The sequence below is a fragment of the Rugamonas sp. FW305-51 genome (genome assembly GCF_058786935.1).
On sequence record NZ_JBYSZG010000037.1, the window covers coordinates 39,510 to 58,905 of the forward strand.

19 protein-coding genes are annotated in these 19,396 nt (G+C 63.2%); 16 read left to right on the forward strand and 3 right to left on the reverse strand.

Annotated elements, in window-relative coordinates; genetic code table 11:
- Positions 1–31 precede the first annotated feature (31 nt).
- Positions 32–499 carry a phosphohistidine phosphatase SixA gene (gene sixA, locus AC3WOS_RS21480; RefSeq protein WP_492718379.1) on the reverse strand — a complete coding sequence of 156 codons (468 nt, stop codon included), beginning with the start codon at positions 497–499 and terminating at the stop codon, positions 32–34.
- 75 nt (positions 500–574) lie between these two features.
- Positions 575–2,671: a polyphosphate kinase 1 gene (ppk1, locus tag AC3WOS_RS21485; protein ID WP_492718381.1), complete on the reverse strand. Its 2,097-nt coding sequence runs from the start codon at positions 2,669–2,671 to the stop codon at positions 575–577.
- Between the two features lie 293 nt (positions 2,672–2,964).
- Here ppk1 and pstS point away from each other — a divergent pair, with 293 nt between their 5' ends.
- The 14 genes from pstS to AC3WOS_RS21555 all read left to right on the forward strand — a co-directional run bounded on the left by pstS (position 2,965) and on the right by AC3WOS_RS21555 (position 17,454).
- Positions 2,965–4,011: a phosphate ABC transporter substrate-binding protein PstS gene (gene pstS, locus AC3WOS_RS21490; protein WP_492718383.1), complete on the forward strand. Its 1,047-nt coding sequence runs from the start codon at positions 2,965–2,967 to the stop codon at positions 4,009–4,011.
- A 261-nt stretch (positions 4,012–4,272) separates the two neighbouring features.
- The gene (gene pstC / locus AC3WOS_RS21495; protein WP_492718406.1) at positions 4,273–5,217 is read left to right on the forward strand and encodes a phosphate ABC transporter permease subunit PstC; all 945 of its coding nucleotides are present in this window, start codon (positions 4,273–4,275) and stop codon (positions 5,215–5,217) included.
- Positions 5,217–6,074 carry a phosphate ABC transporter permease PstA gene (pstA, locus tag AC3WOS_RS21500; RefSeq protein WP_492718385.1) on the forward strand — a complete coding sequence of 286 codons (858 nt, stop codon included), beginning with the start codon at positions 5,217–5,219 and terminating at the stop codon, positions 6,072–6,074. Before pstC ends, pstA begins: the two co-directional genes overlap by 1 nt.
- A gap of 28 nt (positions 6,075–6,102) precedes the next feature.
- A complete protein-coding gene (gene pstB, locus AC3WOS_RS21505) occupies positions 6,103–6,903 on the forward strand; it encodes a phosphate ABC transporter ATP-binding protein PstB (RefSeq protein WP_492718387.1) in 801 nt (266 codons plus the stop codon).
- Between the two features lie 38 nt (positions 6,904–6,941).
- The gene (gene phoU / locus AC3WOS_RS21510; protein WP_492718388.1) at positions 6,942–7,646 is read left to right on the forward strand and encodes a phosphate signaling complex protein PhoU; all 705 of its coding nucleotides are present in this window, start codon (positions 6,942–6,944) and stop codon (positions 7,644–7,646) included.
- Between the two features lie 18 nt (positions 7,647–7,664).
- The gene (locus AC3WOS_RS21515) at positions 7,665–8,354 is read left to right on the forward strand and encodes a response regulator (protein WP_492718389.1); all 690 of its coding nucleotides are present in this window, start codon (positions 7,665–7,667) and stop codon (positions 8,352–8,354) included.
- Between the two features lie 2 nt (positions 8,355–8,356).
- Positions 8,357–9,670 (forward strand): phosphate regulon sensor histidine kinase PhoR, encoded by a 1,314-nt coding sequence (phoR, locus tag AC3WOS_RS21520; protein ID WP_492718391.1) that lies wholly within the window; start codon positions 8,357–8,359, stop codon positions 9,668–9,670.
- A 249-nt stretch (positions 9,671–9,919) separates the two neighbouring features.
- Positions 9,920–10,276 carry a carboxymuconolactone decarboxylase family protein gene (locus AC3WOS_RS21525; protein ID WP_492718393.1) on the forward strand — a complete coding sequence of 119 codons (357 nt, stop codon included), beginning with the start codon at positions 9,920–9,922 and terminating at the stop codon, positions 10,274–10,276.
- A 112-nt stretch (positions 10,277–10,388) separates the two neighbouring features.
- Entirely contained in the window at positions 10,389–11,294 is a 906-nt protein-coding gene (locus AC3WOS_RS21530; protein ID WP_492718394.1) for a patatin-like phospholipase family protein, read from the forward strand.
- 39 nt (positions 11,295–11,333) lie between these two features.
- A complete protein-coding gene (locus AC3WOS_RS21535; RefSeq protein WP_492718395.1) occupies positions 11,334–11,738 on the forward strand; it encodes a GlcG/HbpS family heme-binding protein in 405 nt (134 codons plus the stop codon).
- A gap of 306 nt (positions 11,739–12,044) precedes the next feature.
- Complete coding sequence (gene carA, locus AC3WOS_RS21540) at positions 12,045–13,208, forward strand: glutamine-hydrolyzing carbamoyl-phosphate synthase small subunit (protein ID WP_492718397.1); 1,164 nt, start codon at positions 12,045–12,047, stop codon at positions 13,206–13,208.
- A complete protein-coding gene (carB, locus tag AC3WOS_RS21545) occupies positions 13,209–16,439 on the forward strand; it encodes a carbamoyl-phosphate synthase large subunit (protein WP_492718398.1) in 3,231 nt (1,076 codons plus the stop codon).
- 98 nt (positions 16,440–16,537) lie between these two features.
- Positions 16,538–17,014: a transcription elongation factor GreA gene (greA, locus tag AC3WOS_RS21550; protein ID WP_492718399.1), complete on the forward strand. Its 477-nt coding sequence runs from the start codon at positions 16,538–16,540 to the stop codon at positions 17,012–17,014.
- Positions 17,011–17,454: a DUF4149 domain-containing protein gene (locus tag AC3WOS_RS21555; protein WP_492718408.1), complete on the forward strand. Its 444-nt coding sequence runs from the start codon at positions 17,011–17,013 to the stop codon at positions 17,452–17,454. Before greA ends, AC3WOS_RS21555 begins: the two co-directional genes overlap by 4 nt.
- Positions 17,455–17,594: 140 nt before the next feature.
- Here AC3WOS_RS21555 and AC3WOS_RS21560 read toward each other — a convergent pair whose 3' ends face one another.
- A complete protein-coding gene (locus AC3WOS_RS21560; protein ID WP_492718400.1) occupies positions 17,595–18,065 on the reverse strand; it encodes a YhbY family RNA-binding protein in 471 nt (156 codons plus the stop codon).
- A gap of 41 nt (positions 18,066–18,106) precedes the next feature.
- Here AC3WOS_RS21560 and AC3WOS_RS21565 point away from each other — a divergent pair, with 41 nt between their 5' ends.
- Both AC3WOS_RS21565 and AC3WOS_RS21570 read left to right on the forward strand, forming a co-directional pair.
- The gene (locus tag AC3WOS_RS21565) at positions 18,107–18,802 is read left to right on the forward strand and encodes an RlmE family RNA methyltransferase (RefSeq protein WP_492718402.1); all 696 of its coding nucleotides are present in this window, start codon (positions 18,107–18,109) and stop codon (positions 18,800–18,802) included.
- 213 nt (positions 18,803–19,015) lie between these two features.
- Positions 19,016–19,396, forward strand: a 381-nt coding sequence (locus AC3WOS_RS21570) for an ATP-dependent metallopeptidase FtsH/Yme1/Tma family protein (RefSeq protein WP_492718403.1), incomplete at its 3' end; no start/stop codon positions are given.

A 19,396-nucleotide genomic window follows, 5' to 3' on the forward strand; every position in this document is an offset into this window, starting at 1 on the left:
CGCTTTGCAAGCCCAACCCAGCTAATTGCTATCATTTTACAACCAGGTCTGACGCCATCACCGCTTTCAGGTAAACGCTGAGCGGTTCGCTCGGATCGCGCTGGGCCAGCCACCAGGCGCCGGCCTTGCGGATATCCCATTCCTGCACCTCGCCCGTCATCAGCAGCGCGGCCGCCTGGCCCAGCGTGGGTTGGTGGCCGACGATCAGCACGGCTTCGCGCCCGGCCGGCCAGTTGGCCGCCTTCAGGATGTCTTCCGGATCGGCGCCCGGCGCCAGGTCGGCGTGGATTTTATACTTGCGCCCCAGCGCTTCGGCTGTCTGCAGCGCGCGCACGGCCGGACTGACCAGCACGCGGCAGCTTTCGGGCAGCTGGGAATCGAGCCACTGGCCCATGCGGCGGGCCTGCTTCTGGCCCTTGGCCGTCAAGGCCCGTTCCAGGTCGGACAGGCCGGGGCCGGCTTCTTCCGCCTCGGCGTGCCGCCACAATATCAGGTCCATGCTTTTCTCCCGTCATACGAAAACAGCACGTCACGGCACGACGGCCGGCGGGCAGGGCGCCCGCCGTCCTTGTGCTCAGTCACCCGCTTCGCTGGCCGGCGTGCCCAGCGACTGCATCAGGAACTGCTGGGCGCCGAACGGTGGCTGCTTGCCGCGTGGCTTGCGGCGCTGATAGTGGCCGTCCGGTTCCAGGTCCCAGGCGTTGGTGTTGTCCTTCAAATAGGGGTTCAAGCCTTCCGCAATCACGCGCCGCTTGAGGGCCCGGTCCAGCACGGGGAAGGCCACTTCGATGCGGCGGAACAGGTTGCGGCTCATCCAGTCCGCGCTGGCCAGCAGCACGTCGTGCGCCAGGTCGTTGCGGAAGTAATAGATCCTGCTGTGTTCGAGGAAGCGGCCGATGATGGAGCGCACCTTGATGTTCTCCGACAGCCCCGGCACGCCCGGCTTGAGCGTGCAGGCGCCGCGCACGATCAGGTCGATCTTGACGCCGTCTTTCGAGGCGGCGTACAGGGCCCGTATCACCGATTCGTCTACCAATGCATTGATTTTAACAATAATCCGGCCCGGCCGTCCCGCGCGCGCGATGCGCGCCTCGTTGCGGATGGCCTTGATGATCTCGTTTTGCAACGCGAACGGGGCCAGCCACAAATGGGTCAGCTTGTGGGGCTTGGTCAGGCTGGTCAGGTGGATGAAGACTTCGTTGACCTCCTGGCTCAACTGCGGATGGCAGGTGAGCAGGCCGAAGTCCGTGTACAGCTTGGTGGTGGTGGGGTGGTAGTTGCCCGTACCCAGGTGGGCGTAGTAGCGCAGCTCGCCTTCCTCGCGCCGGATCACCAGCGCCACCTTGGCGTGGGTCTTCAGGCCCACCACGCCGTACACCACCTGGGCGCCGGCCTGTTCCAGCTTGTCGGCCCAGTTGATGTTGGCTTCCTCGTCGAAACGGGCCTTCAGTTCCACGATCACCGTCACTTCCTTGCCTTCGCGGGCGGCCGTCAGCAGCGACTCCATCAGGTCCGAGTTCATGCCGGTGCGGTAGATGGTCTGCTTGATGGCCACCACGGCCGGGTCATGGGCGGCGCTGCGGATGAAGTCGATGACGGTCTGGAAGGTCTGGAACGGGTGGTGCAGCAGGATGTCGTGCTGGCGCAGCTCGCTGAAGATGTCGGTGCCGGGCGCCTTGCGGCCCATGCCCGGATAGAACGGCGGGAAGCGCAGGGCAGGGTGGTTGACGTGGTCTATCATTTCCGTCAGCCGTACCAGGTTGACGGGGCCGTTGACGGCGTACAGCCGGCTCTGGTGCAGGTTGAACTGGTCGAGCAGGAACTGGGACAGCTCGGGCGGGCAATTCTTGGCCACTTCCAGCCGCACCGAGGTGCCGAACTGGCGCCCCTGCAGCTCGCCCTTGAGGGCCTGGCGCAGGTTCTTCACTTCATCCTCGTCCACCCACAGGTCGCTGTCGCGGGTGACGCGGAACTGGGAATAGGCGATCACTTCGCGCCCGGCGAACAGGTCGGAGATATGGGCGTGGATGATGGACGAGAGCAGGCAGAACGACACGCCGCCGCTTTTCGACAGGTGGTCGGGCAGGCGGATCACGCGCGGCAGCACGCGCGGCGCCTTGACGATGGCGATGGCCGTGCCGCGGCCGAAGGCGTCCTTGCCCGACAGCGAGACGATGAAATTGAGACTCTTGTTGACCACCTGGGGGAAGGGGTGGGCCGGATCCAGGCCGATCGGGGTCAGCAGGGGACGCACTTCGCGCTCGAAATAATCCTTGACCCAGGCCCGCTGGGCCTCGTTGCGCTCGTTGTGTCGCACCAGGTGCACGCCTTTTGCTTGCAGTTGGGGCAACACTTCCTGGTTCAGGATTTCATATTGGTGGGCCACCAGGTCGTGGCATTCCTGGCTGATGCGGCTCAGCGTGGCTATCAGGGCCGGGTGCTCGGACAGGGCGCCGTCCACGCTGGCGGCCGCCAGCAGGCTGGCCACCCGCACTTCGAAGAATTCGTCCAGGTTGCTGCTGGCGATGCACAGGTAGCGCAGCCGCTCCAGCAGGGGAATGGCGCGGTCCTCGGCCTGGGCCAGCACGCGCCGGTTGAAGGCGAGCTGGGACAGTTCCCGGTCAAGGAAAATGTTGGGAGTGTTTGTTTCCGCACGCAAATCAGGCTTCATAGTCTTCTTGTTCACTTTGCAGATAGTAGATTCTAGCCTGTCATCAGAGCGTCTGTATTACAGCGCGCCAGTGTAGATGTTAATTATGACAACTGCATGACATGGGCTGTCATAATTGCCCGTTCGGGCCGTCCGATTGTGACAAGAAGGGGGTAAGATGCTGGGCAAAACGCCCCTCTGCCACTGTAAGCGCACTGTTTCCGGATAATTAAGGCGATGTCATAAACCTGTCATATTTGGCCGGTAGACTGCGCAGCATTCCAACCCCTTGTCATACTCTTGAAGGACTTGATATGCGAATGAAACAGTTGTTTACCTCCATGGTCGTGGGCGCTGCCGCCGTGATGGCATTCTCGTCCGCCGCCGTGGCCGCCGACATGACCGGCGCCGGTGCTACCTTCCCCTATCCGATCTACGCCAAGTGGGCGGAATCGTACAAGGCCGCCACCGGCAATGGCCTGAACTACCAGTCCGTCGGCTCCGGTGCCGGCATCAAGCAGATCAAGGCCAAGACCGTCGATTTCGGCGCCTCCGACATGCCCCTCAAGGCCGAGGACCTGGACGCCGAAGGCCTGATGCAGTTCCCCGCCATCATGGGCGGCGTGGTCACCGTGGTGAACCTGGACGGCATCGCCCCGGGCCAGCTGAAACTGACCGGCGCCGTGGTGGCCGACATCTACCTGGGCAAGGTCAAGCAGTGGAACGACGCGGAAATCGCGGCCCTGAACCCGGGCGCCAAGCTGCCGGCAACGGAAATCACGGTGGTGCACCGCGCCGACGGCTCCGGCACCTCCTTCCTGTTCACCGACTACCTGTCCAAGACCAACGCCGAATTCAAGACCAAGATCGGCGCCGGCACGGCCGTCAAGTGGGTGGTGGGCGTGGGCGGCAAGGGCAACGAAGGCGTGGCCGCCAACGTGCAGCGCATCAAGGGCTCGATCGGCTACGTGGAATGGGCTTACGCCAAGAAGAACAAGATGGCGCACACCCAGCTGAAGAACAAGGATGGCAACTTCATGCAGCCGGACGACGACTTCTTCAAGGCCGCCGCCGCCAACGCGGAATGGACCAAGACCCCTGGCTTCGGCGTGGTGCTGACCGACCAGGCTGGCAAGAACTCGTGGCCGATCACGGGCGTGTCCTTCATCCTGATGCACAAGCAGCAGGCTGACGCCGCCAAGGGCAAGGAAGTGGTCAAGTTCTTCGACTGGGCCTTCAAGAACGGCGGCGCCGCTGCCACCGAGCTGGACTACGTGCCGCTGCCGGCCTCCGTCGTCAAGCTGGTGCAGGATGCCTGGAAAGCCAACCTGAAGGACACTTCCGGCAAGGCCATCTACTAAATGGAGCGCCCCTGGGACGCCGCCGCGGCGGCGGCCCAGGGGGTTAGCCTGCGTTGCTCGGCCCGGGCGGCGCAGGCTAGCTGTCCTCCAAGAGATAAAAACCACTATATGAGCGCTGAACTTACTTCCCCGCCCGTCATCCTGTCGGAGCCCACCATGAGCGTCACCGACCATACTCCCCCGGCCGCCGTCCCGCGTGCCGCGCCCACGGCCCGCGAACTGGCGGCCGCCGAGGCAGGACAGGCCGCCAGCCTGGCCGCCATGCATTCGACCATGCGCAAGCAGCGCATCCAGGACTTCATCTTCCACAAGATTACGATGACGTTCGCGCTGTCCGTGCTGGCGGTGCTGGTCGGCATCATCATTTCACTGATGATAGGCGCCTGGCCCGCGTTCAAGGAATTCGGCCCGGCCTTCATCACCACCGTCGAGTGGGACCCCGTCAACGACAAGTACGGCGCCCTGATCGCCATCGTCGGCACCCTGGCCACCTCCGGCATCGCGCTGCTGATCGCGTTCCCCGTCAGCTTCGGCATCGCCCTGTTCCTGACCGAGATCTGCCCCGTCTGGCTGCGCCGCCCCATGGGCACGGCCGTCGAACTGCTGGCCGGCGTGCCGTCCATCATCTACGGCATGTGGGGCCTGTTCGTGTTCGCGCCCCTGTTCGCCGACTACGTGCAGCCGCTGCTCAAGAACACCATCGGCCACCTGCCGCTGGTGGGCCAGCTGTTCAGCGGCCCCACCATGGGCATCGGCATCCTGACGGCCGGCCTGATCCTGGCCGTCATGATCATCCCCTTCATTTCCTCCGTGATGCGCGACGTGTTCGAGATCGTGCCGGCCGTGCTCAAGGAATCGGCCTACGGCCTGGGCTGCACCAAGTGGGAAGTGGTGCGCAAGATCGTGCTGCCGTACACCAAGACCGGTGTGGTGGGCGGCGTCATGCTGGGCCTGGGGCGCGCCCTGGGCGAGACCATGGCCGTCACCTTCGTGATCGGCAACGCCAACGAACTGTCGCTGTCGCTGTTCGCGGCCGGCAACAGCATCGCCTCCACCCTGGCCAATGAATTCGCGGAAGCGGAATCGCCACTGCACGTGTCGTCGCTGTACGCGCTGGCCCTGATCCTGTTTGCCATCACCTTTATCGTCCTGTCGGCCGCCAAGATCATGCTGGCCGGAATGTCTCGCAAGGAAGGCGTGAAATAATGAGCCAAGCAATCAACCCCGTCTACCGCAAGCGCCTGTTCGTGCACCGGGCCGGCATTGCCCTGTCCGTGGCCGCCATGTCGCTGGGCCTGGCCTTCCTGGTGTGGATCCTGGCCACCTTGCTGTTCAAGGGCTTCGGCGCCCTGAGCGTGATGATGTTCACCCAGACCACGCCGGCCCCCGGCAGCGAAGGGGGCGGCCTGCTCAACGCCATCGTCGGCAGCCTGATGCTGGTGGGCCTGTCGACCCTGATCAGCACCCCGATCGGCATCCTGGCCGGCATCTACCTGGCCGAATACGGCGACGAAAACAAGGTGGCGCACGTGACCCGCTTCGTGACCGACATCATGCTGTCGGCGCCGTCGATCGTGATCGGCCTGTTCGTGTATGCCCTGTACGTGGCCAACGTCAAGCACTTCTCCGGCTACGCCGGCACCATCGCGCTGGCCCTGATCGCCGTGCCGGTGGTGGTGCGCACCACCGACAACATGCTGCGCCTGGTGCCCAACAGCCTGCTGGAAGCGGCCTTCGCGCTGGGCGCGCCGCGCTGGAAGGTGGCCCTGCTGGTGCGCCTGCGCGCCGTCAAGGCCGGCGTGGTGACGGGCGTGCTGCTGGCGCTGGCCCGCATTTCCGGCGAAACGGCGCCGCTGCTGTTCACGGCCCTGAACAACCAGTTCTTCAGCGCCGACATGAACCGCCCGCTGGCCAACTTGCCGGTGGTGATCTACCAGTTCGCCATGAGCCCGTACGACAACTGGCGCAACCTGGCCTGGGGCGGCGCGCTGCTGGTGACCTTCAGCGTGCTGGCACTGAACATCCTGTCGCGCACCGTGTTCCACCAGCGCACCCCGAATTGAACGACGCCCAGAACCCAAGAGCTTAACTATGAATACGCAACTGATCCAAGAGCCCGTAGCCGCCATGACGCCCAAGCGCAAGACCATCGAGATTTCCGGCCTCAATTTTTTCTACGGCAAGACCCAGAGCCTGACCAACGTCAACCTCGACATCCACGAACGCCAGGTGACGGCCTTCATCGGCCCGTCCGGCTGCGGCAAGTCGACCCTGCTGCGCACGCTCAACCGCATGTATGACCTGTACCCGGGCCAGCGCGCGGAAGGCTCCATCATCTACCGCGGCAAGAACATCCTGGAAGCGGACCAGGACGTCAACATGCTGCGCGCCAAGGTGGGCATGGTGTTCCAGAAGCCGACCCCATTCCCCATGTCGGTGTACGATAATATTGCCTTCGGCGTGCGCCTGTACGAAGACCTGTCCAAGGGCGAGATGGACGAGCGCGTGGAATGGGCGCTGAAGAAGGCGGCCCTGTGGGGCGAAGTGAAGGACAAGCTGGGCAAGAGCGGCCTGTCGCTGTCGGGCGGCCAGCAGCAGCGCCTGTGCATCGCGCGCGGCGTGGCCGTCAAGCCGGACGTGCTGTTGCTGGACGAGCCGACGTCGGCGCTGGACCCCATCTCCACCTCCAAGGTGGAAGAACTGATTTCCGAGCTCAAGCAGGATTACACGATCGCCATCGTCACCCACAACATGCAGCAGGCGGCCCGCTGCTCCGACTACACGGCCTATATGTACCTGGGCGAGCTGGTCGAGTTTGGCGAGACGGACCAGATCTTCATGAATCCGGCCCGCAAGGAAACCCAGGATTACATTACCGGCCGCTTCGGCTAACCCTACAATATCAAGAACATCGTTACGGAGAGACCAGCATGTTAGGCGAGCATTCATCCAAGCAGTACGACCAAGAACTTGAAGCCATCCGCTCCAAGGTGTTGCTGATGGGCGGCATCGTCGAGACCCAGTTCCTCGACGCCATGACCTGCTTCCGCATCGGCAACGCCGACCGCGCCGACCGCGTGATCCGCGAGGACGACACCGTCAACCAGCTTGAAGTGTCGCTGGACGACGCCTGCAGCCACCTGATCGTGCGCCGCCAGCCGGCCGCCAACGACCTGCGCACCATCATGGCCACCATCAAGGTGATCACGGACCTCGAGCGCATCGGCGACGAGGCGACCAAGATCGCCCGCACGGCCAAGTCGCTGCACAGCCGCGGCGCCGTCACCGTCAACCATTACGAAATGGTGCGCGGCATCGCCAACAACACCAGCGACATGCTGCACGACGCGCTCGACGCCTTCGCCCGCAACGACGGCAAGCAGGCCTTGCAGCTGATCGCCCAGGACGCCGTGATCGACCACGAATTCCGCTCCATCATGCGCAACCTGATCACCTTCATGATGGAAGATCCACGCACCATCTCGGCCGCGCTCGACACGCTGTGGGTGGCCAAGGCCATCGAGCGCATCGGCGACCATGCCAAGAACATCGCCGAATACGTGATCTACGTGGTTGAAGGGCGCGACATCCGCCACACCAAGACCGCACCGCCGGCCGACGACATCGCCGAGTAACAGGCAACACTGAGAAAAATGGCAACCGACAAAACCACCGTATTGATCGTTGAAGATGAGCCGGCCATCGTCGAGCTGGTGACGTTCTCGCTGCGCGAGGCGGGTTGGAACTGCTGTGCCGTGGCCAGCGTGGCCGAGGCGTGGGACTTCATCCAGCACCGCACGCCACAGCTGATCCTGCTGGACTGGATGCTGCCCGACCAGACCGGCCTGCGCCTGCTGGCGCGCATCCGGGCCGACCGCCAGTTCAATGAAATCCCCGTCATCATGCTGACGGCCAAGAGCATGGAAGAGGACAAGCTGGCCGGCCTCAACAGCGGTGCCGACGACTACGTCACCAAGCCGTTCTCGCCGCGCGAACTGCTGGCCCGCGCCAAGGCCCTGCTGCGCCGCAAGAGCCCGGAGCACGCCCAGTCCACCATGCGGGCCGGCAACGTGCTGCTGGACCCCGTCAGCTGCACCGTCATGCTGGACCAGCAGAAGATCGACATCGGCCACGCCGAGTACAAGCTGCTCAAGTTCCTGCTGGCCCATCCCGAGCGCGTGTTCTCGCGCAGCCAGCTGCTCGACAAGGTGTGGGGCGACCACGTGGTGATCGAGGAGCGCACGGTGGACGTGCACGTGCTGCGCCTGCGCAAGGCGCTCAAGGAAGCGGAACACCTGATCCGCACGGTGCGCAGCGTCGGCTACATGCTGTCTGAAAAATAATCATGAATCCAAAACTGCTGTTCTGGGTGCCCGCTGCGCTGCGCATGGGCCTGATCCTGGCGGGCGTGGGTGTGCTGTGGTTCATGTTCGGCGCCATGCCGGCCCTGATCGTGGCCTGCATCGCCATGGCCGTGCTGGTGTTCGTGCAGCTCGGTTATCTGTACCAGCTGAGCGACTGGCTGGACGACCCGCAAAGCGCCAAGCTGCCCGATGGCTGGGGCGCGTGGACCAACATCTTCTCGCGCCTGTACCGGCTGCGCCGCGACGACGAGAAGAACCAGGCCGAGCTGACGGAATGGCTGGCCCGCTTCCGCCAGGCCATGCACCTGCTGCCGGACGGCGTGGTCATCATGGATGACGTACTGTTCCTCGAATGGTGCAACCCAGCCGCCGAGCAGCACCTGGGCCTGACCCACGAGCGCGACAAGGGCATGCGGGTGACCAACCTGGTGCGCAGTCCCGACTTCATGGACTACATCATCCTGGGCCGCTACGACCAGCCGCTGACGCTGAGCTTCCGCGAGCGCAAGCTGATCGTCCACATCATCCCGTTCGAGAACCGGCGCCAGATCCTCGTCACGCACGACGCCACGGAAACGGAGCGCATCGAGGAAATGCGGCGCGACTTCATCGCCAACGCCTCGCACGAACTGCGCACGCCGCTGACGGTGATCGTGGGCTTCCTGGAAATCGCCGCCTCGGAAGACCTGGACGCGGCCACCCGCATGGCGCACCTGAAGCTGATGACGGAGCAGGGCCACCGCATGCAGCACCTGATCGAAGACATGTTGACCCTGTCGCGGCTGGAATCGGTGGACTACCCGATGCGCCCGGAGCGGGTCGACATCGTCAAACTGATGGGGCAGGTGCAGCGCGACGCGCGGGCCCTGTCGGCCGGCAAGCACGAGATCACGATGGACGTGGCGGGGCCGGACGTAATGGGCAGCATGGAAGAGCTGCACTCGGCCTTCGGCAACCTCGCTTCGAACGCCGTGCGCTACACGCCGGCCGGCGGCAAGATCCACCTGTCGTGGCTGGAAGGGCCGACTGGCATCAAGTTCAAGGTAGAAGACACGGGCATCGGCATCAGCCCCGAGCACATTTCGCGCTTGACGGAGCGTTTCTACCGGGTCGACAAGAGCCGCTCGCGCGAGACGCAGGGCACGGGGCTGGGGCTGGCCATCGTCAAGCACGTGCTGCTGCGCCATGGCGGCACGCTGCAGATCAAGTCCGAAGCGGGCAAGGGCAGCAGCTTCATCGTCTGCCTGCCCAAGACGGCCATCGTCCCCAAGCAGCCCGAACTGCAGCTCAGCTGACCCGCCGCCCCGCCAAACAAAAAAATGGGGACGTACCCCATTTCCCATGGCAGCTCCGCAGTCTGATTGATGCGGAGCTCTTTTGTTTTCTTGATCCAGGTTGTGGTGCCTTTTGCCCTTGAGCACCTAGACTGGTCACCGTTGCGCTTACTGGCGCACCGCTGTTGACAACACTATATAAAATAATATATTGTGTCTTTGTAGAGTGTTGAGTAACCCAATCCGCTTCTTATTAGCAAAGGAATAGACATGAGCACCCCATTGACCGGTTTTCGCGAGCTGACCCAGGCCGTATCCACCCAGTTGGCCACGCTGCGCGCGGACATGCCGGAGGTGATGAAGGGATTTAACGACATGGCGCGCGCCGCCACCAAGGATGGCGCACTGGACAAGAAGGCCAAGGAGCTGATCGCGCTGGCGCTGGGCGTGGCTGTGCGCTGCGACGCCTGCATCGGTTTCCACGTGCAGGCGCTGGTCAAGCTGGGTGTGACCAAGGCTGAGCTGGAGGAGGCGCTGGCCATGGCCGTCTACATGGGCGGCGGCCCGTCGCTGATGTACTCGGCCAATGCGATGGCGGCCTTCGCGGAGTTCTCCGAGGCGCAGTAACGCTCAACGCAGCCCGGTGAGGCGGGGCAGGGGGGGGCTTAAGTCGGTTCTCAGGGGGCAAGGCAGCTAATTGCGATACAATCGCGGCGCTGACTTTGCCCACCACCACCACATGCACCCTAGACGCCTATTTGCCTTCGCGCTCGCCGCCTTCGCCCTTGCCGCTTGCAGCACCACGCCCCACGTCGATACCACCCCAATCGCCGCGCCCCAGCCGGCACCGCCGCGCAAGGTCAAGATCGGCCTGGCGCTCGGTGGCGGCGCCGCCCGCGGCTTTGCCCACATCGGCGTGATCAAGGCCCTGGAAGCGCAGGGCATCTATCCTGACATCGTGGTCGGCACCAGCGCCGGCAGCGTGGTCGGCGCCCTGTACGCGGCCGGCAATACGGGCTTCCAGCTGCAGAAGCTGGCCTTTGATATGGATGAGGCCGCCATTTCCGACTGGGCCTTGCCCCTGTTCGGCAAGAGTTCGGGCGTGCTCAAGGGCGAAGCCTTGCAAGCCTACGTCAACAAGGCCGTCAACAACCAGCCGCTGGAAAAGCTCAAGATTCCGTTCGGCGCCGTCGCCTCCGACCTGAAGACGGGGCAGCCCATCCTGTTCCAGCGCGGTAATACGGGCATGGCCGTGCGGGCTTCGTCGTCCGTGCCGGGCGTGTTCCAGCCGGTCAGCATCAACGGCCACACCTATGTCGATGGCGGCCTGGTGGCGCCGGTGCCCGTGCGTTTCGCGCGCGACATGGGGGCCGACTTTATCATTGCTGTCAACATTTCCACCCAGGCCGATGCGCAAGCGACCGTCAGTTCGCTGGAAGTGATCATGCAGACCTTCAGCATCATGGGTCAGCGCATCAACCAGTTCGAACTCAAGGATGCCGACGTGGTCATCCAGCCCGCCCTGGGCAAGATGGGCGGCAGCGATTTCAACAGCCGCAACCAGGCCATCCTGGCCGGCGAGCAGGCCGCGGCAGCGTTAATGCCACAAATCAAACAAAAGCTTGAAGCCAAGCGCAGACCGTAACGGCGTACAATCGTCGTTCATTTTTTTTAGGGAAGTAACATGCAAACCAAACCAGTCCTGACGCTCGAAGACGTCAAAAAGATCGCCGCCGCCGCGGAAGCCGAAGCCGTGGCCAACAACTGGGCCGTCGTGATCTCCATCGTCGACGACGGCGGCCACCCGCTGTGGCTGCAGCGCATGGACGGCGCCGCGCCCCTGTCGGCCCACATCGCCCCGGCCAAGGCCAAGACGGCCGCCCTGGGCCGCCGCGAATCGCGCATCTATGAAGAAATGATCAACAACGGCCGCATGTCGTTCCTGAGCGCGCCGGAAATCGAAGGCATGCTGGAAGGCGGCGTGCCCATCGTCGTCGATGGCCACTATGTGGGCGCCGTTGGCGTGTCGGGCGTGAAATCGGCGGAAGACGCCCAGATCGCCAAGGCCGGCATCGCCGCCGTCGCCTAAGCCCCGGTCGCTGAAAAAGCAGGGGCAGTTCCGGCAATCTGACGCGAACCGAGCTATTCCGGTCGCGCCTGTGAGCTAGTGTCCGTTTGCCGGAACCGACCCCGCCCGGAGGGTGTGGCAATCGCGCCGTGGTCTTGCCAAAGGGTAGGGATTTGGTTATAATTCAAAGGTTTAGCCAATCTCACATCTACCGTAGCGACTACCACCATTCCATCATCAATCTGACCCTCGACCCAGGCTTCGGCCGGGGATGCTTGACGGTCGTCTGACGTGGCGCAGCTACGGTAACTTTATCAGGAGTTGCCCTTGCCGCCATTTTTTTCTGGCCCCGCTGTTCCAGCCATCCTAGCCCTTGCTGACGGAACCATTTTCAAAGGTTTTTCCATCGGCGCTGCCGGTCACACGACCGGCGAGGTGGTATTTAACACTTCCATGACCGGTTATCAGGAAATCCTGACCGATCCCAGCTACTGCCGCCAGATCGTCACGCTGACGTATCCGCACATCGGCAACACCGGCGTCAATCCTGAAGACGTCGAGTCGACCAAAGTCCACGCCGCAGGCCTGATCATCCGCGACCTGCCGCTGATGGCGTCCAATTTCCGCTCCACCCAGTCGCTGTCGGACTACCTGAAGGCCGAGAACGTGGTGGCCATCGCCGGTATCGATACCCGCAAGCTGACCCGCATCCTGCGCGAAAAGGGCGCCCAGGCCGGCGCCATCCTGGTCGGTACCCAGGGTAACGAGCCATCCGTCGCCCAGGCGCTGGAACTGGCCCGTTCCTTCCCCGGCCTGGCCGGCATGGACCTGGCCAAGGTGGTCTCGACCACCGCCGCCTACGAATTCACGGAAACGGAATGGACGCTGGGCGAAGGCTACGGCCAGCAGACCGCTCCTAAATTCCACGTGGTCGCGTTCGACTTCGGCGTCAAGCGCAACATCCTGCGCATGCTGGCCGCGCGCGGCTGCAAGGTGACGGTGCTGCCGGCCCAGGCCTCGGCCGCCGACGCGCTGGCCCTGAACCCGGACGGCGTGTTCCTGTCCAACGGCCCCGGCGACCCGGAGCCATGCGACTACGCGATCGCCGCCACCCGTGAGCTGATCGAGAAGGGCATCCCCGTGTTCGGCATCTGCCTCGGCCACCAGATCATGGCCCTGGCCTCCGGCGCCAAGACGCTGAAGATGAAATTCGGCCACCACGGCGCCAACCACCCGGTGCAGGACCTCGACAGCAAGCAAGTGCTGATCACGTCGCAGAACCACGGCTTTGCGGTCGATGCCGACACGCTGCCGGCTAACTGCCGCGTTACCCACCGCTCGCTGTTTGACGGTTCGCTGCAGGGCTTCGCCCGCACCGACAAGCCGGCCTTCTGCTTCCAGGGTCACCCTGAAGCATCGCCCGGCCCGACTGACGTCGCTTACCTGTTTGACCGCTTCATCGGCATGATGGAAGCTACGGAGAAAAAATAAATGCCTAAACGTACTGACATTAAAAGTATTCTGATTATCGGCGCTGGCCCCATCATCATCGGCCAGGCTTGCGAGTTCGATTATTCCGGCGCCCAGGCCTGCAAGGCCCTGCGCGAGGAAGGCTACAAAGTCATCCTGGTCAACAGCAACCCGGCCACCATCATGACCGACCCCGAGATGGCCGACGTGACCTACGTCGAACCCATCACGTGGCAAGTGGTCGAGCGTATCATCGCCAAGGAACGTCCGGACGCGATCCTGCCGACCATGGGCGGCCAGACGGCGCTCAACTGCGCGCTGGACCTGTTCCACAACGGCGTGCTGGACAAGTACAAGGTCGAGCTGATCGGCGCCACGCCGGAAGCGATCGACAAGGCCGAGGACCGTTCCAAGTTCAAGGATGCGATGACCAAGATCGGCCTCGGTTCGGCCAAGTCGGGCGTGTCGCACACGATGGAAGAGTCGTGGGCCGTGCAGCGCGAGCTGGGCTTCCCCGTCATCATCCGTCCTTCGTTCACCATGGGCGGCACCGGCGGCGGCATCGCCTACAACGAGGAAGAGTTCGAGACCATCTGCAAGCGCGGCCTGGAAGCGTCGCCGACCTCGGAACTGCTGATCGAAGAATCGCTGATCGGCTGGAAAGAGTACGAGATGGAAGTGGTGCGCGACAAGGCGGACAACTGCATCATCATCTGCTCGATCGAAAACCTCGATCCGATGGGCGTGCATACGGGCGACTCGATCACCGTGGCGCCGGCGCAGACGCTGACCGACAAGGAATACCAGATCATGCGCAACGCCTCGCTGGCCGTGCTGCGCGAGATCGGCGTGGACACGGGCGGCTCCAACGTGCAGTTCTCGATCAACCCGGCCGACGGCCGCATGATCGTGATCGAAATGAACCCGCGCGTGTCGCGTTCGTCGGCGCTGGCCTCCAAGGCCACCGGCTTCCCGATCGCGAAAGTGGCGGCCAAGCTGGCTGTCGGCTTCACGCTCGACGAGCTGCGCAACGAGATCACCGGCGGCGCCACCCCGGCCTCGTTCGAACCGTCGATCGACTACGTCGTGACCAAGATCCCCCGTTTCACGTTCGAAAAGTTCCCGACCGCCGACCACCACCTGACCACCCAGATGAAATCCGTCGGTGAAGTGATGGCCATCGGCCGCACCTTCCAGGAATCGTTCCAGAAAGCCCTGCGCGGCCTGGAAGTGGGCGTCGATGGCCTGAACGAGAAGACCAAGGACCGCGAGAAGATCGAAGAGGAACTGGGCGAGCCAGGTCCTGAGCGCATCTGGTACGTGGGCGACGCGTTCGCCCAGGGCTTCACGCTGGAAGAAGTGCACACGCTGACCCACATCGACCCGTGGTTCCTGGTGCAGATCAAGGAGATCGTGGACCTGGAACTGTGGCTCGATACCCAGAAGCTGGACGCGCTCGACAAGCCCACGCTGTACAAGCTGAAGCAGAAGGGCTTCTCGGACCGCCGCCTGGCCTTCCTGCTGCAGACCACGGCCGCCGCCGTGCGCGCCAAGCGCCACGAGCTGGCCATCCGTCCGGTCTACAAGCGGGTCGACACCTGCGCCGCGGAATTTGCCACCAACACGGCTTACATGTACTCGACCTACGACGAGGAATGCGAGTCCAACCCGACCGACAAGAAGAAGATCATGGTGCTGGGCGGCGGTCCTAACCGCATCGGCCAGGGTATCGAATTCGACTACTGCTGCGTGCACGCCGCGCTGGCCATGCGCGAAGACGGCTACGAGACCATCATGGTCAACTGCAACCCCGAGACCGTGTCGACCGACTACGACACCTCCGACCGCCTGTACTTCGAGTCGCTGACGCTGGAAGACGTGCTCGAAATCGTGGAACTGGAAAAGCCGGTGGGCGTGATCGTCCAGTACGGCGGCCAGACCCCGTTGAAGCTGGCGCTGGACCTGGAAGCGAACGGCGTGCCCATCATCGGCACCTCGCCCGACATGATCGACGCGGCCGAAGACCGCGAGCGTTTCCAGCAGCTGCTGCACAAGCTGGAACTGCGCCAGCCGCCTAACCGCACCGCGCGCACCGAGGAAGACGCACTGCGCCTGGCGCAGGAAATCGGCTACCCGCTGGTGGTGCGCCCATCCTACGTGCTGGGCGGCCGCGCGATGGAAATCGTGCACGAGCAGCGCGACCTGGAGCGCTACATGCGCGAAGCGGTCAAGGTATCGCACGATTCGCCAGTGCTGCTGGACCGCTTCCTGAACGACGCCATCGAGTGCGACGTGGACTGCATCTCCGACGGCGAGACCACCTTCATCGGCGGCGTGATGGAGCACATCGAACAGGCTGGCGTGCACTCGGGCGACTCGGCCTGCTCGCTGCCGCCGTACTCGCTGGCGCAGGAAACCATCGATGAACTCAAGCGCCAGACTTCGCTGATGGCCAAGGGCCTGAACGTGGTGGGCCTGATGAACGTGCAGTTCGCGATCCAGAAGCAGGAGATCGACGGCCAGCTGCAGGACGTGGTCTACGTGCTGGAAGTGAACCCGCGCGCCTCGCGCACCGTGCCTTTCGTGTCCAAGGCGACCGGCCTGCAACTGGCCAAGATCGCCGCGCGCTGCATGGTGGGCCAGAGCCTGGCCTCGCAGGGCATCACCAAGGAAGTCGTGCCGCCTTACTTCAGCGTCAAGGAAGCCGTGTTCCCGTTCGTGAAGTTCCCTGGCGTGGACACCATCCTGGGACCGGAAATGAAATCGACCGGCGAAGTGATGGGCGTGGGCATGACCTTCGGCGAAGCGTTCGTCAAGTCGCAGCTGGGCGCCGGCGTCAAGCTGCCCAAGTCGGGCCGCGTGTTCCTGAGTGTGAAAGCGTCGGACAAGCCGCGCGCCGTGAAAGTGGCGCGCGACCTGGTCGAGATGGGCTTCACGCTGGTGGCCACCAAGGGCACCGCTGCCGTGATCGCGGCGGCCGGCATCCCGGTCACCCCCGTCAACAAGAAGACGGAAGGCCGTCCGCACGTGGTCGACATGATCAAGAACCACGAGATCGTGCTGGTCATCAACACGGTGGAAGAGAAGCGCAGCGCCATTGCCGACTCGCGGGCCATCCGCACCTCGTCGCTGGCCTCGCGGGTGACGACCTACACCACCATCGCCGGCGCGGAAGCGGCCGTCGAGGGTATCCGTCATCTGGACGAGTTGCGCGTGTACGATTTACAAGGTCTGCATAAAACCTTACACTAAGCTTCTTTGCACCACCCTTGAACCACAGAGCCCGCGTAGCAGGAAGGCGCGGCCTCTGTGGTTTTCCGTTGTAATAACACGTAAATAGCAGATAAAACATGACTTCAGTCCCACTCACCAAGTTCGGCGCGGAACTCTTGAAAGAAGAGTTGCATCAGTTGAAGACCAAGGAGCGCCGTATCGTGATCGACGCCATCGCCGAAGCCCGTTCCCATGGCGACCTGTCGGAAAACGCCGAGTACGATGCCGCCAAGGAGCGCCAGGCGTTCGTGGAAGGCCGTATCGCCGAACTGGAAGGCAAGCTGAGTGCCGCCCAGATCATCGACCCGACCCAGCTCGACGCCGAAGGCCGCGTCGTGTTCGCCTCGACGGTGGACCTGGAAGACCTGGACTCGGGCGCCAAGGTGACCTACCAGATCGTGGGCATCGATGAAGCGGACCTGAAGCTGAGCAAGGTGTCGGTCACCTCGCCCATCGCCCGCGCCCTGATCGGCAAGTCGGCCGGCGACGTGGTGGAAGTGCAGGCGCCGTCCGGCCCGCGCGAATACGAAATCCTGGAAGTACGCTACATCTGATGCTGGCCCGCGCGCGCCTGCTGGTGGCAACGGCCTGGGCGGGCAGCCTGTGGACGGTGGGCTATCTGGCCGCGCCCACGCTGTTTTCCACGCTGAGCGACCGGGTGCTGGCCGGCACCATCGCGGCCAGCCTGTTCCATGTGCAAGCGCTGCTGGCGATCGCCTGCGCGCTGCTGTTGCTGCTGTTGCTGTGGCTGGACCGGGCGGGACTGCCCGGGGCGCGCCGCACGACGGTGCTGCTGACGCTGCTGATGCTGGCTTGCACGCTGGTGTCCCATTTCGGCCTGCAGCCGGAAATGGCCGCCTTGCGGGCGGCGGCGGGGCCGGGCGGGGTGATGGAATCGGCCGGCAAGGCCCGCTTCGGCATGCTGCACGGCATTTCCAGCAGCCTCTACCTGGTGCAGAGCCTGCTGGCGGCCTGGCTAGTCGTCAAGCAATAAAAAAATGGGGACGTACCCCAATTTGAGTTTGCGCAAACTGGGGTACGTCCCCATTTTTTGAGCAATAAAAAAGGGACGCGGCACGGCTGACCGTGCTGCGTCCCGGATGGTTGGGGCGCCGTGCGGCGCTCCCCTGGGGCTTATTTGCCCAGCGCGCTCTTCTTGGCCGAGGTCTGGCGCGGCTTGGCGCGCTTGATGGTGCCGCCTTCGGTCACCCGCTCATTGCCCTTGATCATGACCTTGGTCACGGACGGACGCTTGGTGCCACTGGCGCTGGGTTTGACGATGGTTACTTCGCGCAGGCCTTTGCCGGCTTTGGCACTGCGTTCCTTCACCACCTCTTTTTTCGGACGGTACAGAACCAGCAGTTTACCGATGTGTTGCACGGGAGCTGCATCCAATTGTTCGCAGATCGTGTCGTACATACCGGCACGGGCTTCGCGGTCGTCGCCGAACACGCGGACCTTGATCAGTCCGTGGGAGTCGAGTCCCAGTTCGATTTCCTTCATGACGGCCGGGGTCAGTCCCGCCTCGCCGATCATGACGACAGGCTTCAGCGCATGGGCTTCGGCGCGCAGGGCGCTGCGCTCAACGGGTGTAAGTTTTATCATAATAATTTTTAGTGGTTCCTCAAAAGCAGTATTCTACGCGAATGGCAAAGAAAAAATTAAACAAGAACTGGTTACACGACCACATTAACGATCCCTACGTGAAGTTGGCGCAGAAGGAGGGCTACCGCGCCCGCGCCGCGTTCAAACTGAAGGAGATCGACGAAGATGAAAAACTGATCCGGGCGGGCCAGGTCATCGTCGACCTCGGCTGTACGCCCGGCAGCTGGGCCCAGTACACACGGCGCAAGCTGTCGGGCAAGGAGGGCGGCGGCGTCAACGGCACCCTGATCGGCCTGGACATGCTGCCCATGGAGCCGATCGCCGATTTCCACTTCATCCAGGGCGATTTCCGCACCGGGCGCGTGCTGCGCGAACTGGAAACCGTGTTGTCGGGCCGCAAGGTGGACCTGGTGCTGTCGGACATGGCGCCCAACCTGTCGGGCATCGCCACAGCCGACGCGGCCCGCATGGAACACTTGATCGACCTGGCCATCGAATTTTCCCAGTTGCACCTGAAACCGTCCGGCGCCCTGCTGGTGAAATGTTTCAAGGACATGGGTTTCAGCCAGATCGTGGAGAAATTCCGGGCTGAATTCAAGGTCGTGGTGCAGAAAAAGCCGAAGGCCAGCCGCGACAAGTCGTCCGAAATATTCCTGCTGGGCAAGGGTTTGAAAAACCCGACCACCGGCACCATGGCCGGCGACGATGAAATGGACGATTTCCCCCTTGATATTTAAGGCCTGGCCCGCATTTATGCCGGGATAGAAACGGTTTTTACCCGCATCCGGGGTGACAAATCGTCAAAATCCGGGACTTTCCTGCGCCCGCGCGCTGTTATAGCCCGCGCGCGCAGGATGGTTTCTGGCACCGCCTGCTTATTGCGAGTAAAATCGGGTTTCTAGCTATTGGTAAAAGATGCGCCCCGCATCCAAGGAGTTTTCGTGAATAACATGTTTTCCAAATCTGCCATTTGGGTAGTCGTTGCGCTGCTCTTATTCATGCTGTTCAAGCAATTCGACAACCATGGCATTACCGGTGGCGCCAAGGCCATCGCGTATTCCGACTTGTTGGATGAAGTGAAAGCGAAACGCATCAAGGAAGTGCTGATCGAGGGCGGCAACATCACGGCCACCCGCGTCGACGATAGCAAGGTCCGCACCAGCGCCACCTTCCTGGACCGGGGCCTGATCGGCGACCTGCGCGACAACGGCGTGCGCTTCGACGTCAAGCCGCCCGAAGAGCCAGGTTTCCTGCAGCAAATGTTCGTCTCCTGGTTCCCCATGCTGTTGTTGATCGGCGTGTGGATCTTCTTCATGCGCCAGATGCAGGGC

What these genes read in the sequence shown, in the direction of transcription:
- sixA (WP_492718379.1), bottom strand. Translation starts at nt 499, where the DNA reads ATGGACCTGATATTGTGGCGGCACGCCGAGGCGGAAGAAGCCGGCCCC.
- phoR (WP_492718391.1), top strand. Translation starts at nt 8,357, where the DNA reads ATGAATCCAAAACTGCTGTTCTGGGTGCCCGCTGCGCTGCGCATGGGC.
- AC3WOS_RS21565 (WP_492718402.1), top strand. Translation starts at nt 18,107, where the DNA reads ATGGCAAAGAAAAAATTAAACAAGAACTGGTTACACGACCACATTAAC.
- pstB (WP_492718387.1), top strand. Translation starts at nt 6,103, where the DNA reads ATGAATACGCAACTGATCCAAGAGCCCGTAGCCGCCATGACGCCCAAG.
- greA (WP_492718399.1), top strand. Translation starts at nt 16,538, where the DNA reads ATGACTTCAGTCCCACTCACCAAGTTCGGCGCGGAACTCTTGAAAGAA.
- pstC (WP_492718406.1), top strand. Translation starts at nt 4,273, where the DNA reads ATGCATTCGACCATGCGCAAGCAGCGCATCCAGGACTTCATCTTCCAC.
- pstS (WP_492718383.1), top strand. Translation starts at nt 2,965, where the DNA reads ATGCGAATGAAACAGTTGTTTACCTCCATGGTCGTGGGCGCTGCCGCC.
- AC3WOS_RS21525 (WP_492718393.1), top strand. Translation starts at nt 9,920, where the DNA reads ATGAGCACCCCATTGACCGGTTTTCGCGAGCTGACCCAGGCCGTATCC.
- pstA (WP_492718385.1), top strand. Translation starts at nt 5,217, where the DNA reads ATGAGCCAAGCAATCAACCCCGTCTACCGCAAGCGCCTGTTCGTGCAC.
- ppk1 (WP_492718381.1), bottom strand. Translation starts at nt 2,671, where the DNA reads ATGAAGCCTGATTTGCGTGCGGAAACAAACACTCCCAACATTTTCCTT.
- AC3WOS_RS21535 (WP_492718395.1), top strand. Translation starts at nt 11,334, where the DNA reads ATGCAAACCAAACCAGTCCTGACGCTCGAAGACGTCAAAAAGATCGCC.
- AC3WOS_RS21515 (WP_492718389.1), top strand. Translation starts at nt 7,665, where the DNA reads ATGGCAACCGACAAAACCACCGTATTGATCGTTGAAGATGAGCCGGCC.
- AC3WOS_RS21530 (WP_492718394.1), top strand. Translation starts at nt 10,389, where the DNA reads ATGCACCCTAGACGCCTATTTGCCTTCGCGCTCGCCGCCTTCGCCCTT.
- AC3WOS_RS21560 (WP_492718400.1), bottom strand. Translation starts at nt 18,065, where the DNA reads ATGATAAAACTTACACCCGTTGAGCGCAGCGCCCTGCGCGCCGAAGCC.
- phoU (WP_492718388.1), top strand. Translation starts at nt 6,942, where the DNA reads ATGTTAGGCGAGCATTCATCCAAGCAGTACGACCAAGAACTTGAAGCC.
- carB (WP_492718398.1), top strand. Translation starts at nt 13,209, where the DNA reads ATGCCTAAACGTACTGACATTAAAAGTATTCTGATTATCGGCGCTGGC.